Annotated in this window: 11 protein-coding genes and 1 tRNA gene; 6 read left to right on the top strand and 6 right to left on the bottom strand. The window is 69.0% G+C overall.

Going from position 1 to position 14615, the window contains the following annotated elements; all coding sequences use genetic code 11:
- Positions 1-26: 26 nt before the first annotated feature.
- Positions 27-3197: an ATP-binding protein gene (locus tag HKK74_RS17265; RefSeq protein ID WP_187244264.1), complete on the top strand. Its 3171-nt coding sequence runs from the start codon at positions 27-29 to the stop codon at positions 3195-3197.
- Between the two features lie 199 nt (positions 3198-3396).
- Here the strand turns inward: HKK74_RS17265 and HKK74_RS17260 are convergent, their stop codons facing one another.
- The 3 genes from HKK74_RS17260 to HKK74_RS17250 all read right to left on the bottom strand — a co-directional run bounded on the left by HKK74_RS17260 (position 3397) and on the right by HKK74_RS17250 (position 5857).
- The gene (locus HKK74_RS17260) at positions 3397-3669 is read right to left on the bottom strand and encodes a hypothetical protein (protein WP_187244263.1); all 273 of its coding nucleotides are present in this window, start codon (positions 3667-3669) and stop codon (positions 3397-3399) included.
- A gap of 399 nt (positions 3670-4068) precedes the next feature.
- The gene (locus tag HKK74_RS17255) at positions 4069-4437 is read right to left on the bottom strand and encodes a DUF7674 family protein (protein WP_187244262.1); all 369 of its coding nucleotides are present in this window, start codon (positions 4435-4437) and stop codon (positions 4069-4071) included.
- Positions 4438-4858: 421 nt separating this feature from the next.
- Positions 4859-5857, bottom strand: coding sequence for an aldo/keto reductase (locus HKK74_RS17250; RefSeq protein ID WP_187244261.1), 999 nt, complete (start codon positions 5855-5857; stop codon positions 4859-4861).
- Positions 5858-6433: 576 nt separating this feature from the next.
- Between HKK74_RS17250 and HKK74_RS17245 the strand changes: the two genes are divergently transcribed.
- Complete coding sequence (locus tag HKK74_RS17245) at positions 6434-6835, top strand: hypothetical protein (protein WP_187244260.1); 402 nt, start codon at positions 6434-6436, stop codon at positions 6833-6835.
- 65 nt (positions 6836-6900) lie between these two features.
- On the opposite strand, the gene HKK74_RS17240 is transcribed toward HKK74_RS17245, so the two are convergent.
- The 3 genes from HKK74_RS17240 to HKK74_RS17230 form a co-directional block, all read right to left on the bottom strand.
- Complete coding sequence (locus HKK74_RS17240) at positions 6901-7845, bottom strand: integrase core domain-containing protein (RefSeq protein WP_222722381.1); 945 nt, start codon at positions 7843-7845, stop codon at positions 6901-6903.
- Positions 7842-8162 (bottom strand): helix-turn-helix domain-containing protein, encoded by a 321-nt coding sequence (locus HKK74_RS17235; RefSeq protein WP_187244259.1) that lies wholly within the window; start codon positions 8160-8162, stop codon positions 7842-7844. The genes HKK74_RS17240 and HKK74_RS17235 overlap by 4 nt, the downstream gene beginning before the upstream one ends.
- A 299-nt stretch (positions 8163-8461) precedes the next feature.
- Positions 8462-9433: an NAD(P)-dependent alcohol dehydrogenase gene (locus HKK74_RS17230; RefSeq protein ID WP_187244258.1), complete on the bottom strand. Its 972-nt coding sequence runs from the start codon at positions 9431-9433 to the stop codon at positions 8462-8464.
- Positions 9434-9937: 504 nt separating this feature from the next.
- On the opposite strand from HKK74_RS17230, the gene HKK74_RS17225 reads away from it, so the two are divergent.
- The 4 genes from HKK74_RS17225 (at position 9938) to HKK74_RS17210 (ending at position 14598) form a co-directional block, all read left to right on the top strand.
- Positions 9938-10012 (top strand) — tRNA-OTHER (locus HKK74_RS17225).
- A gap of 31 nt (positions 10013-10043) precedes the next feature.
- A complete protein-coding gene (locus HKK74_RS17220) occupies positions 10044-11675 on the top strand; it encodes an SDR family oxidoreductase (RefSeq protein ID WP_312881562.1) in 1632 nt (543 codons plus the stop codon).
- Entirely contained in the window at positions 11675-12808 is a 1134-nt protein-coding gene (locus HKK74_RS17215; RefSeq protein WP_187244257.1) for a leucine-rich repeat domain-containing protein, read from the top strand. Before HKK74_RS17220 ends, HKK74_RS17215 begins: the two co-directional genes overlap by 1 nt.
- Complete coding sequence (locus HKK74_RS17210; RefSeq protein ID WP_187244256.1) at positions 12805-14598, top strand: ankyrin repeat domain-containing protein; 1794 nt, start codon at positions 12805-12807, stop codon at positions 14596-14598. Before HKK74_RS17215 ends, HKK74_RS17210 begins: the two co-directional genes overlap by 4 nt.
- The last annotated feature ends 17 nt before the right edge of the window (positions 14599-14615 follow it).

Genomic DNA, 14615 nt, shown 5'->3' with positions numbered 1-14615 from the left:
GTCCGAAGTCGTCTAACCTGACGGTTGTGCGTTTCGGGGTGCTCGGCCCGCTGGCCGTCTGGACGGCCGACGGCACGCAGGTACGCATCGGCGAGGCGAAGGTGCGCGCGCTGCTGGCCGATCTGCTCGCATCCGAGGGCGATCCCGTCTCGGCCGACCGGTTGATCGACGACCTGTGGGCCGGGCGGCTGCCGCGCAACCCGACCGGCACCTTGCAGACCCGGGTGTCCCAGCTACGCCGCGCCTTGGAGGACGCCGAGCCGGGCGGACGCGGCCTCGTGGTGTCGCAGCCGCCGGGGTACCTGCTGCGGGCAGATCCCGGGCAGGTGGACGCGGACCGGTTCGCATCTCTGGTCGCGCGAGCCCGCAGGACGAGTGACGTACGGGAGCGGGCGGGCCTGCTGGCCGGCGCGCTGGCGTTGTGGCGGGGACCCGCGTACGCCGACTTCGCCGACGAGGACTTCGCTAGGCCGGTCGCGGCGCGGCTGGAGGAGGAGCGCCTAGCCGCGCTGGAGGATCACGCGCAGGCGCGGCTGGAGCTCGGCGAGCATGCCGGGCTGGCGGGCGAGCTGGGCGAGCTGGTGGGCCGTCACCCGCTGCGTGAACGGCTGCGCGTCCTGCACATGCGTGTTCTCTACCGGGCTGGGCGGCAGGGCGAGGCACTGGAGGGCTACGCCGGGCTGCGCACGCGGCTGGCCGACGAACTCGGCCTTGACCCCGGCCCTGAACTCGTGGCCCTGCACCAGGCCATCCTGCGGCACGATCCAGCGCTGGACGGGCCGGCGCCGGACGAGGTCGCCGTCCCGGCACGTCCCCGCACCAATCTGCCTGCGGCCCTGACTGAGCTCATCGGCCGAGGGGAGGCGGTCGCCCAGGTGTGTACGCTGCTGCGGTCGGGCTGGCTGGTCACGCTCACGGGAGCGGGCGGGGTGGGCAAGACCCGACTCGCGCTCACGGTCGCCCGCGAGTCGGCGGACGGTTTCGCCGACGGCGCCTGGCTGGTGGAGCTGGCCGGCCTGGACCGCGCCTCCGGCGATTCCCCGACGTCGGTGGCCGGACTCGCCGCTACCGCCCTCGGGATCCGCGACGACGAGGCAACCCACAGCGATCCGCCGGCGCGGCTGGCCGACGCGCTGCGCGGCAGGAGCCTGCTGCTCGTGCTGGACAACTGCGAGCACGTCGTCGAGTCCGTCGCCGTGCTGGCCGAGACGCTGCTGCAGGCAGCGCCCGGCCTGCGCATCCTCATCACCAGCCAGGAACCCCTTGCCATCCCCGGCGAGGTGCTCTGGACCGTACCTCCCCTGGAGCTTCCCGGACCCGCCGCCGAACCCGCCGGCCTGCGCCGCTTCGCCGCCATCGACCTCTTCGTGACCCGGGCCGCCGCCGCGGCGCCCGGCTTCGCGCTCGACCCCGGCAACATGGCGGCGGTGGCAGCGATCTGCCGGCGCCTGGACGGGATCCCGCTCGCGCTGGAGCTGGCCGCCGCCCGCGTGCGCGCGCTCGGAGTGCACGAGCTTGCCGCCCGCCTCGACGACCGATTCGACGTGCTCGTCGCGGGCCGCCGCGGCGCCCCCGCCCGGCAGCGCACGCTCCGGGGAATGATCGACTGGAGCTGGGAGCTGCTGTCCGAGCCCGAACGCGTGGCCCTGCGCAGGCTCAGCGTCCACCCCGACGGCTGCACGCTGGCCGCGGCCGAGGACGTCGCAGCACTGGACGGGATAGACGTGCTGGCCCGTCTGGTGGACCGCTCGCTGGTGGTCATGACCGACAATCCGGACGGCCCCCGCTACCACCTGCTGGAGTCCGTACGCGAATACTGCCTCCAGCGTCTGCGGGAAGCCGGTGAGCATGACGAGATCGCTGGCCGCCACCTGCGCTATTACACCGAGTTGGCCGAACGCGCCGCGCCGCACCTGTACGGCCGCGACCAGCGGCCGTGGCTGGAACGCCTCGACCGCGAATGGGCCAGCCTGCGCGCCGCCCTCGACACGGCGGTCCGCCTCGCCGACGGCGCGGCCGTCCGACTCGTCAACGCGCTCACCTGGTACTGGCTCCTGCGAGGCCGCATGGCCGAGGCCCGCCGCGCGCTCGACCTGGCACTGGGCGTGCGCGACGACGCCCGAGCCGCCGCCTGGCGGGCCGGTGTGGCGCTCCTGATGAGCGGCGGCGCCGACCCGGACGCCCGCTCGGCGGACGCCGCGTACGAGACGATCGCCGACCCCGGCGAGCGGGCGCGGGCCCGATGGTTCCTGAGCTACGCCCACCGCGGCTTCACCGACCTGACCGCCACCTCCACCTTGCTCGAACAAGCCCTCGACGGCTTTCGCGAACTGGACGACCGCTGGGGCCTGGCCGCCGCGCTGAGCCTGCGGGCCACGATCGCCCGAGCCCGGGGCGACCTCGCCGCCGCCCACCACGACGCCGCAGAGAGCAACGCCCTGTTCCGGGCGCTCGGCGATCGCTGGGGCCAGGTGAAAGCCACCAACACGCTCGCCGAACTGGCCGAGATCGCCGGCGACTATCCCGGGGCGGCCCGGCTGCATCGCGAGGGCCTGCGTATGGCCGAGGAACTGTCCCTGTGGAGCGAGGCGTCGTTCCGGCGCTCCGGGCTCGGCCGGATCGCCCTTCTGACCGGCGACTTCGCCGCCGCCGACGCCCACCACGAGCAGGCGATGCGCCTGGCCGCGGAGCAATCGAACAAGGTCGCCGAGCACTTCGCCGAGATGGGACTGGCGCTGAGCGCGCGCCGCCGGGGCGAACCGGAACTGGCCGAGACGCACCTGACCAAGTGGGTCGATTGGCTGCGCGGAGTGGAAGGAGAGCCCGGCCTGGCCCTGGTCCTGGCCGAGCTGGGCTTCGCCGCCGAACAGCGCGGCGATCCCGAAACCGCTCTGAAGCTACACCTGGACAGCCTGGCCTCGGCCCGCGCGATCGGCGACCCCAGGGCGGTGGCCCTCGCCTTCGAAGGACTGGCGGGGGCACTCACCACCTCAGACGCGCCACACGCGGCCCGCCTGCTGGGCGCCGCCGCGACACTGCGCACCTCGGTCAACGCGCCCCTGCCACCCGCCGAACAAGGCGATGTTAACCGCATCACCGCGACCTTGCGCGACGCGCTGGAAGATACGGCGTTCACCGCCGAGTTCGAGCAGGGCACGCGCCTGAGCACGGACCAGGTGGTCCAGACCTTCGCATAACAACTCGCTCCCGTCCGCGAGAAGGTCAGCATGGCCGAGGAAGACCTGGGGTGAGGAACCGGCGGACAGCCGCTATTGATGAGAACGATCTTGGCTCGGGAGGTCAACAGGGAGCGTTAGACACTATGTCTCCAGTCCGTCACGGATGGTGACGGACTGGTAGACATAGTGACGACTTCCTTAAAGACAGGCCGAGGCGTCAGGCGATCTTGGGGGCGGCGCGCATGCCGATGTAGACCGCGGGGACGCCGCCGGTGAGGGTGGCGAAGATGGCCGATGCGCTCAGGCACACCAGCCGGAAGTCCATCCGCAGCAGGAGGACGCCGACCAAGGGTCCGATCAAGATCCCGGTCTGGTAGAAGATGTTGAACACGGCAAAGGCCTCCACTCGCCGGTCGGCTTCCTCGTGGGCGAGGTAGGCCCGGGCTGCCGGGTTGAACAATGCGCCGGCGAGCCCGAAAGCTCTTGACACATTGAGCGAATGTCGCATCCGTTGGCGTAGGCTGCGAGGGCAAGGCAAATTTCTTCCATTGAAGCTATCTCGGTGACCTTGCCCAGAAGACCGGCGCGGACGAGGGCGGGCCGCCAGACGCGAGCACGGAACAGCGTGCGGCGGACCGGTCCGCCGGTGGTGTTGTGAACACCTCGCCCAGCGGGCCGGGCGGGTAGACGGCGGCGTCCGCCGGCAAGGCTATGAGGCCCCGCCCTCACGCAAGTCCGGAACCGTCCAGCTCCACCCTGCCGCAGGCCCTGGGGCATGACAGGGAGCCCCCGACCGTAGGGGCCTGGCCCCGGTAGCGCTGCACGACTGCTCAGTTGACTCTCTGGCCGCTCAACCCCACCGTCGTGCGACCGGCGTCCAGAGCACTTTCTAGCTTGTTCCTGACCAGCCCTGCTGGCGTGCCCTCTCTGCGAGCGCGGGCGGCCACTGGCTGATGAAGCTTGCCATCTCTGGATCCCATGGCCCGACCTGGTAGACGAAGGACGTCACGATCACCTCTCTAGACCGCTTGTCCCCGACCGTCAGCACGTGTTCGAAGAAAGTCAGGCAGCGCTGCACCAACTCCGACCGCCCCTGTTGATGCGCCTCCATGACGAACGGGGTCAGGTCGACGCCGAACAGCACATGCGTAAGCGGCTCGCCATCGTCGCCCACTTCGTCAAGGTAGATGCTCCAGAACTCGGGCACGGCCTCAAGAAGCGTGGGTATGAGCTGCGCATGGGCAAGTTCACCGACCATCTCGACAGGATGGCGGACGAGCTACAGGCGATCAAAAGGGTTTCTAAGAAATGATCATGTGGCCGAAGTGTTCACTTCTAATCCGACCCACCCTCAGGCCGTGCCCGTTGCGTGCCCGATCCCAGGGGGAACCGCGGGGACTCGCGGTCACTCACGGGCAGACGACCGCTGAACCTGCAGGTCAGCGGATCGCCAGATCAGCGGCCAAGATCAAGCCCGCCCTTCAAGGCGGTAGCACGGGTTCGAATCCGGTTGGGGGCATATCAGACGAAGGCCCAGGCCAGAGACATGATCTCCGCCTGGGCCTTCACGCGTTCCAGGTCGGCGAGGGTCGACACCTGTGAACTGTGACGACGCACCCCACGATCCCCGAGTCGACGCAGGACGTTGTGGCCGCGTGGACTCGGGGATCAACCGGTTCTCACCAGGCGAATGCCTCCGGCGACGGCCCGGGACCCGGGAAGATCTCCTCTAGGCCCGTGAGGAACTCCTCGGACAGCTCCGACTCGACGGCGCGCAGGGCCGAGTCGAGCTGCGCCTGCGTACGCGGTCCGACGATCGGGCCGGTCACCCCAGGCCGGGTGAGCAGCCAGGCCAGGCCCACGTCGCCCGGCTCCATGCCGTGCTTGTCGCAGAGATCCTCGTACGCCTGAATGCGCCCTCGCTGAGCCGCATCGGCCAGGATCTGCGCGCTGCGCTGCCCGCTCGTCGAACGCACGACTCCGCCTTCGCGCTCCTTACGCAACACTCCGCCGAGCAGCCCACCATGCAGCGGCGACCACGGGATCACCCCGAGGCCGTACACCTGTGCGGCCGGGATGACCTCCATCTCGGCGCGCCGCTCGAACAGGTTGTACAGGCACTGCTCGCTGACCAGCCCGAGCGAGCCGCGCCGGGCGGCCGTCTCGTTGGCGCGGGCGATGTCCCAGCCGGGGAAGTTGGAGGACCCGACATAAAGGATCTTGCCCTGCCGGACCAGGACGTCCATCGCCTGCCAGATCTCCTCCCACGGTGTCGCCCGGTCGATGTGGTGGAACTGGTAGACGTCGATGTAATCCGTGTCGAGCCGCCGCAGGGAGGCGTCAACGGCGCGGCGGATGTTGAGCGCGGACAGCTTGTCGTGGTTCGGCCAGACATCGCCGTCCGGACCCATGTTCGCCCACACCTTGGTGGCCAGGACCGTCTTGTCCCGGCGGCCGCCGCCCTTGGCGAACCAGGTGCCGATGATCTCCTCGGTACGACCCTTGCTCTCCCTCCCGCCATAGACATTGGCGGTGTCGAAGAAATTGATCCCCGCGTCGAGCGCCGCGTCCATGATCTCGTGACCAAGCGGCTCGTCGGTATGCTCGCCGAAGTTCATGGTGCCGAGCACCAACCGGCTCACCTTGAGCCCAGTACGACCTAGTTGTACGTATTCCATGAGCAGCAGCCAAGCACCTGGAGCGCACTCAAGGTCAAGTTGAATCAGACGAGGCACTCGCCTCGCCCCCGTCGATGGTGCGGCCTGGGGGATCGCCAAGAAATGGAATGGTGTATGTGGGGTCTGCGACGAAGGCGAACACCATTCACCGTAGAATCCATCGAGCGTTCAGCGATGACAGGCACGCCGTGAAGAGCTCCGGGTACAAGATTTCTCATGTTCGAGAGCTTGACTGGATTGAGGTGCCGGGCGGTAGTGAGAAGCTGATATACCAGCTCGAGCAAGGTCTGATCGATTACTACGGCGGAATTGGTGGGGGGGCGCTGTTGAATCGAATAAACGCCCCAGCTCCGTAGGGGCTGTCGAGGCGGCGGCCGGTTCCGCTCAGACGTTGACGTGATTGGCTAAGGCCGCCGAGGCTGCCCTTGCCGGCTGGTTCGGAGTAATGGGTAGGTGCAGGGTGCCGTCCGTGACGTCACTCGGGTGATGTCACGGACGGCACCCGCAGGCTGGCGGGGTGCGGGCTGCGGGCCCTCTGAGATCACAGGTCGCGGAACCGCACGGTAGGATTTCGTCATGGCTGAAAGACCTTCTCAGTACTGGCGTAGCGAAATAGCGAAAGAGGCCCGTGCGGTCGCTGACGGCACGATGAGTCCTGGTTGTGCATCCTTCCTGGGTGTTTACTCCGAAAGCTTTCTAGAGGCTGTTGATGCCGCCCTGGCGTCCTTCGAAGTCGAAGTGCGGGAACTGGGGGCAGCGTCGGACACGCAGATCCTCGCTGTTGTTGAACGGGTTGTTCTGGCTCTGAACAGAGTGAATCAGGAGGCGAGGGGCGGCAGTATCGACACCGACGAGCGAGAGCAAATCTGCCTGTTCATCGATGAAGTGCTGACTGAGGGCGGGGTTGATGTTGGTGAGCTAGCAGCCCGCCATGGCGTGAGTCGCTATGCGATCACCGATAGATGGCGTCAGTGGTGAACAGGGCAGCCGCTCAACTTTCGTTCTGCGAATCTGAGGCCTCCTCGGCTTGTGCCGAGGAGGCCTCAATGGCGGTGTGCCCAGCATGGGCGATTGCTTGGGGGTGAAAGTCCTCTGGAGGAAGAGGTGATGCTAACGCTCGGCCGGTGGCCGGCGAGGGCTTCGTGGGGCCGGATGTGGTTGAAGATCTGCCGGTAGGCCTCGGCCTCGTGGGCCAGGGTCGGCAGGTCGTCGATCTCGATCCAGTACAAGTGCTCGTACTTCAGGGAGCCGAACGCGCGTTCACGGACGCCGTTTTGTCCGGGTGAGCGCCGTCGGGTGCGGATGTGGACGAACTCGGTCCGGCCGGTGATGAAGCGGGCGAACGCTGCTCCTCTGAACGCGCTGCCGTTGTCTGTGACCAGTTTGATTTTGCGGACCTCACCCGTCTGCGGGTCGGTCAGGGCCTCCTCGAGCGAGCATCCGGCCAGGGCTTCGGCCTGGTCGATCGCGATGCGCACGGCGTTGATGGCGTCGGCTCCAGTGCAGGTCGGCGTGATGCGCGAGCCGTGCTCGTACTTGGTGAAGTGGTCGGTGACCCCCGCCAGCCGCCACACACCGCCGGTGGTGGTCTCGTACTCGGAGAAGTCCAGTTGCCACACCTGATTCGGCCTGGTGGGCGGATCGGCGAACGCGGCCTTGCGCGCCTTGGCCAGCTCACGGCGTTCGCCCTGGTAGTCGATGGGCTGCAGCAGATCGCGGCGGCGCATCGCCCGCTCCACCGACGACGCCGAGCCTGCTATCCCATCGGCGGCCATCAACCAGTGGATCTTCCGATGCCCCCAGGTCGGCCAGTCCGCGGCGTACTTGGCCACCACCGGCTTGAGCTCATCGACGACCGGCGCCGGCCACGGCCACTTGCCGACCGGCCCGGAGCGCCTCTTGGCGAGCTTGCGTGTGTAGGTGCGGCGCGGAATGCCGGTGAGCTGGCAGAACCTCGAGACCGGCATCGCCGCGTCTTGGCGGATCACCTCGAGGTCCGCGAAGGGGCCAGGCGGCCCTCCGCCGACTTCTTCCACACCCGCAGCTGCACATGCGCCTCGCCGAGGGCGGTGTGCAGTCCGGCGATCTCGGCCTCGAGCTGCTCTTCACGGCCAGATGGCCGAGAGGAGCCACCCGCGCCCAGGCCTTGCCTGCCGGCCTCCAGGAACTGGGCCTTCCACTTGCCGATCGAGGTCTCGGAGGTCTTGTAACGCCGAGCGGCCTCGGCAATGGTCAACTCACCGGCCAGAACCGACAACACGATCCGCAGCCTGTCCTCAACAGGGAACTGTGGGGGGCGACTCACGATGCGTCTCTCTTCCAGGCCCAGGAGTCCCAACTAACTCCGGCGCCACTAATTCTGACGCGCGACAGAGTTCCAGGCGGCCCACCATGTCTGGCCTGGGCATCCTCCAAGATCGCGAGGATGTCCGGTCGGCGTTTTGGAGTATTTCCCCGTGGTTGTGCGGATGTCGTGATCTTGTCGTGGCACGGTGTTCCGGGGGATCGTGGCCGTGTGGTCGGAGACCGTTATCCGACTTGTTGATCTTGACTGCAGGCCACGATCAACGCCACAGATCCACAAGTTGGTGTAGCTCGGTTAGGTCAGTTCGGCGGTACGACGGTGATGACGACGTTGCCGATCTTCCGCCCGGTCTCGACATACCGATAGGCGTCGACGATCTGCTCCAACGGGTACCGTCGGTCGATGACCGGCCTGAACTCTCCGGCCTCGATCAGGTCCCGGAAGTACCGCACCATCTCCTGGTCCTGCTTCGGAAAGGGAAACTTCACCTTCCTGCCGCGGAACAGGGGCGTGACGAGCGTCAAGGGCAGGTTTTGCCACCAGGGGCCAAGGTCCGAGGACAGATACACTCCGCCGGGTTTCAACAGCCGCCTGCAGCGGCCGAACGTACTCTTGCCGACCGCGTCGAACACCGCGTCGTAGCTCTGCTCGTCTCTGGTGAAGTCCTGGGCCGTGTAGTCGACGACCCGGTCCGCACCCAGGCCCTTCACCAGCTCCAAGTGCGCCGTCTCACACACTGCGGTCACGGTGGCCCCGTGATGCTTCAGGAGCTGCACCGCCGCCGAACCGATGGCGCCGGTCGCGCCGTAGACGAGGACGTCGTGCCCGGCCCGGACGCCCGCCGCTCTGATGAACGACAGCGCGTAATGCGAGCCCTCGGTACCGGGAGCGACCTCCTCGAAGGTCACGCCTCTCGGCATGGTTGCGATGGCGCCGCCCTGCGGAACCGACAGATACTCGGCATGGGCTCCGAACGCGCCCTCGTTGTACCCGAATACCCGGTCGCCGACCGTGAAGGACATGACGCCGCTGCCGACCGCTTCCACCACTCCCGCGTACTCGGTCCCGAGCACTCTACGCCGCGGCCGGGCAAGACCGGTGAACGTGCGCACGAAGAAAGGCCTGGCCGCCCGGTAGGCACAGTCCGTCCGGTTGACCGTCGTCGCGTGCACCCTCACAAGAACGTCATGGTCCCCGATCGAGGGTTTGTCCACTTGGGCGACCCGGACCACGGTCGGCGGCCCGTACCGGCCGTGCACCGCTGCCTTCATGGGCGAACCCTAACGGCGCTCCTTGCTCCACACCAGCTGGTTCAGGACGCGACGCCACCAGCGACCCCAGCCTTGCCCAGCACCGACAACGGACGTGGGCTGGGGCTGACGGGCAGCCGGTGATCTTGGTCGGCAGTTGGTCTGGCAAGGGGTAGCTTGCGTCCAGCGGTAAGGGGGTCATCGCTTCCGCTGCTGGTCCCGCATCTGCACCCCTCGCTCGACCAGGCGGCCCCGTACCGTCATGTCGTTGACGTCCATCCGTTTCCCAATTCTCGCCAGTGACCAGCCCGCCTGGAACCCAAGCAGTACACCTCCGCCAGAACGTCATCAACCCCGACCGTGCTGAAGTCCGCGGAGACCTCGGCTCCCTGGGTGGCGATGGTGCGCCGGTCAATGAGCCCTTGGAGGCTCGAGCCCGGGCGACCTGCCGCACCGGTTCGGCCGGAGGAAACGATCATGTTTTCGTGCGACTCATCGTGAGTCTTCGCTAGATTGTCGCGCGGCAAGGCTGTAGCGCAGAGGTCGTCGCGCCTTACAGCGGGCTGGAGGACGTCGGTTCGAATCCGACCAGCCTTGCCACCCTTTCTTCGCGGGTCCCAGAGGAGCGTCAGTGCCGTCGACCATCTCGGACCCGGATGGGGCGCGGTCGATCGGGAAAGCGGCCGCTCCTGACCCGGCCGAGGTCGACATCTGCCTGCGAGTCCTGGCACAGGTCCAGGCGACGGACCCGGACGATCCCCGCTGGAGGGCGGTGCACCAAGCGGTCGCGCAGGTCCATCGGGCGGCCAAGAAGTCGCGGAAGGCCGCCCGGCACGCGGACCGCAGACGGCGTGACATCGAGAGCAGCGCGGCCTCCACGCGCTACCGACAGCCGGATCCCGGGCCTGAACCGGCGCCGACACCGGCTCAGGACCCCGATTTCAGTCTTGCTCCCGATCTGACGCCGGCCGGCGCATCCCCCGCCACGGTGGGCGGCCGGGCTCCGGACGAGGCCGGCGACGCGTCCGTGAAGGTCCGGCGCCGACTGGTGGGCGCTCGGCGGTGCTATGTCTGCAAGGCCCCCTACCGCGAGATGCATTCCGAGTATCACCTGCTCTGCGTGGACTGTGCCGAGGAGAACCAGGTCCGTCGGTACGCCCGCTGTGACCTGCGCGGACGTCGCGCCCTCGTTACCGGCGGCCGGGTGAAGATCGGCTTTCAGGTGGCGTTGAAGCTGCTGCGCGACGGTGCCGAGGTCATCGTCACCACGCGTTTCCCGCGCGACGCGGCCCGCCGGTTCGCCGCCGTCCCGGACTCGGCGGACTGGCTGAGGCGACTGCACGTTCACGGCGTCGATCTCCTCGACCTGCCCGGGGTCGCGGAACTCCTGGGCTCCGTCCATCGGCGCTTCGACCACCTCGACATCCTCATCAACAACGCCGCGCAGACGATTCGCCGCCCCGCTGCCTTTCACCGGGAGGTCCGGGCCGCCGAAAAGCTGCCCCTGACGGGCACCGCCGCACGGGTGACGGTCACCGGCGGCGCGTGCATGCTGACCGACCCCGCACCGTCATCTCTGGAAGCGAGCGGCCCCGGTCCCTTCACGCCCGTGCCCCCGCACCTGATGTCCGGGCCGGTGTCCGGGCCAAGCGCGCTGGACGGCGCCACGCCAGAGAAACCGGTCACCGACGGTACGGTGACCTCGGCCAGGGACTCCGCGTGGGAGGTGTTGTTCCCGGCCGGCCGGACCGACGAGACCGGTCAGCCGCTGGATCTGCGGGCCCGCAACAGCTGGAGCCTGCGACTCCACGAGGTGGATCCCGCCGAGTGGCTGGAGGTCCAGATGGTGAACTCCTTCGCGCCCTTCCTGCTCACCTCCAGGCTGCGCGGCCTGCTGGAGGCGTCGCCGTGGCCGGACCGGTACGTGGTGCAGGTCTCGGCGATGGAGGGCAGCTTCTCTCGCGAGAACAAGACCGTCCGGCATCCGCACACGAACATGGCGAAGGCGTCACTGAACATGATGACCCGCACGGCGGCCGCAGACTTCGCGGCCTCCGGCATCCACATGAACAGCGTGGACACCGGCTGGGTGACCGACGAACGGCCCCACCCGGACAAGACGGTGCAGCGGGAGGCGGGCTTCCGCCCGCCGCTGGACGTCATCGACGGGGCCGCCCGCGTCTACGACCCGATCGTGCGGGGCATCGGCGGAGAGCGGATGTCCGGCCTGTTCCTGAAGGACTACCGACCGGTGGAATGGTGATGATGGAGCCGACCCCCGTACGCTGCCCGGCGATCGAGCATCCCGACCTGCCGCTCGCCGATCCAGCGCATCTGGAGCCGCTGCTCGCCCGGCTGGCCCTCCCGGATCCGGTCGAGGCCGATGAGCCCTTCCCCCTCGGCACCGTACGGCCGGACGGGCGGATCGACCTCTGCAAGCAGGGCCTCGGCCCGGCGGGCGTGGCCAGGCTGCTGCCGGTGGCCGCCGCCTCGCCGCACGCCGTCCACCTGCTGCTCGGCACCAACGCCATCGGTGACGCCGGTGCCCGGAGCATCGCCGAGGCATTGGCCCCCGGGCACGGCCTGGAGACGCTGTACCTGGGCTGCAATCGCATCGGGCCGGACGGGGCCACGGCGCTCGCCGGTCGGCTGGCCGGCGACGACACCGTCCACGCCCTCTGGCTCAAGCGCAACCCCGTGGGCGACGCCGGGGTCGGCGCGCTGGCCGCCATGCTGCGCCGCAACCGGGTGATCCGTACGCTCGATCTGGTCAACACCGGGCTCACCGCCGAGGGTCTGCGGGCGCTGCTGACCGTGCTCGCCGAGCGGTCCCGGCCGGTCGAACGGCTCTTCCTCGGCGGCAACGGGCTCGGCGCGGACTCGGCCGGCCTGCTGACCGCGCTGATCCGGGACGCGGGCGTCCGGGAGCTGTACCTTCCCGCCAACCATCTCGGTGACGCCGGCGCGGCGGCGCTCGCCGCGGCGGCCGACCCGGCCCGGCCAGTACGTCTCGGTCTCGGCGGCAACGGCATCGGGCCGGAAGGGGCACGGGCCCTGGCCGAGGCCCTCGACGGCATCGAGGCCCTCGATCTGGGCCGGCCACCGTCCGAGCGCACCCTCGGCGCACCCCCCAACGTCACCGGTGACGCGGGGGCGACCCTGCTGGCCGCCGCACTGCCCGGCAGCCCGCTGCGCCGGCTGGAACTGCGCCACACCGGGCTCACCGGACGCGGCGCGAAGACCCTGCTGGCCGGGGTCACCGCCGACACGCGCCTGGAGTACGTGGGTCTCGGCCCGGGGGTGCCCCGTCGGGTGAAGCGGGCGCTCGCCCCGCGGCTGCGCCCGGCCGCCCGGACCCATCCCGACGTCCACGCGATCGGAAGCCTGTACCGGTGAGCACCGGCACACCGGCCGTTCCGCCGCCCCGTGTCCGGTCCAGATCCTTCCCTCCGGAGGAGGCGTCGAGCTGGCGGCGGATCCGGCGCTACGCCGTGCCCGGATGGATGATCGAGCAGGCCACCGAACGGCGGCTGGCCGGTGACTGGCGGGGCGCCTGCGCTGCGGCCGGCGTCGATGTGGCGTTCGACCTGGCCGACGTGTCCCGCGAGCATGGCGGGGAGGTCACGGCCGCGCTAGAGGACGATCTGCGCCACTTCGCGCCGGATCTGCTGCGCTGGCATCTGCCCCGGGTGGCGGAACGCGGACGCACCACTATCACCCCCAGCCAGCAGGTGGTCCTGGGCCGGCCGGCAGGAGGCCCTTGGCGGAAGGGTGCTCCGCAGCTGTCCGTCGCCACGCCCGCGTGGATGGTCAACGGCCCTCAGCGACTGAGGCTGAACTTTGCCCCGATCGATCGCAGTTGGGTCTCCCTCGAGACCGACTGGTCGTTCTGCGCGTTCTGGCGCAATGTCGTGCAGACCTGGGCCGCGTCTCGGCATCTGTGGGATGCACGACACGCTTCCGAGCTGCTCGAACGCTGCGGCGGCAACAAGACCCGAGCACCGTTCTACAACTCCGACGGCACCCCGCGCACCGTCGATCAGCTCCCCGGCACCGACCCGGGTCCGGGCGATCCCGCGACGCACACCGAATGGGTCACCACCCTGCACGAGAGGGGCGAGGTCGAAGCGGCCTTCGCCGCCGCAGGCATCGAACTGGACGCGTCGCCGTTCGACCTCGACCCCTGGTACAGCGTGAAGAGGGTGGAGCCGCTCGAATTCCTCAGCCGGATGCCATTGGCCCTGACCCGGCTCGAACCGGAGATCCGGCGACTCGCCGACGAGAACATCTGGGACCGATTCTGGATCCCCTGCACTCAGTACACGGCCGTCGTACTCGAAAGCGCCGGGTCCGATGCGGGTCTGCGGGTCGAGGTCGTCAAGTACGAGATGGGCTCGGATCCGGAGAACGCGGAGGTGCTGCCCGAGGCCTGCTGGCGGCGGCTGCCCGACCTCGATCTGCTGCGCGACGGCCGTACGCCTCCAGAGCATTTGCACCCGCTGGTTCGCGACGCCCTGTTCCCCGGCCGTCCGGCCGCCGAAGGCCCGGTCGGGCCGCCCGACGTCGAGCCCCCCTCTTCCGTACGCGTCCGCTGCCGAGGCGAATGGCACGAGGTGTCCTCCCGCGACGGCGCCCTCCACCTGCCGCACACCGACGAGGAACAACAACGCGAACACGCGATGCGGGCCCTCGGCGGCGCCGTCGCCGGATGCTTCGCCGTGCAGCAGGCATGGACGTCCGGGACCGGCCGGCTGCCGAAGTCACTGCGCCACCAGCGACGGGAGCTGTTCGACCGGATCCAGCACGGCGACACCCCGGGGGTCCTGCGGCTCCTGGACGCGGGCATCGACCCTCACGTACGCGGCGGCCGGCAGCGCACCCTGCTCCACGCACTGCATCTGCTCGACCACGAGCCACTGCTGCCACGACTCCTCGCGGCGGGCCTCGACATCGACGCCGGAGACCAGGAACAGCGCACCCCGCTGTTCGTGGCCATCTGTGAGCGCGGTTCCGTTGCCCTCGTCCGGGCACTGCTCGCCGCCGGAGCGCGCATCGACGTGACCGGTGAGATCCACGGCGAGGGCATGTCCCTCTACCGGCTGATCGACTGGAGCCAACGCACAGATCTGGACTGCCTCACGGAACGGATCGAGCGCGAACACCCCGAACTCGCTGAAGAGGAATGACCGCCATCAGCGCCCCA

The sequence above is a fragment of the Actinomadura alba genome (assembly GCF_014323705.1).
GTDB classification, from domain to species: Bacteria; Actinomycetota; Actinomycetes; order Streptosporangiales; family Streptosporangiaceae; genus Actinomadura_C; species Actinomadura_C alba.
This window is presented reverse-complemented; position numbering and strand designations above follow the sequence as displayed.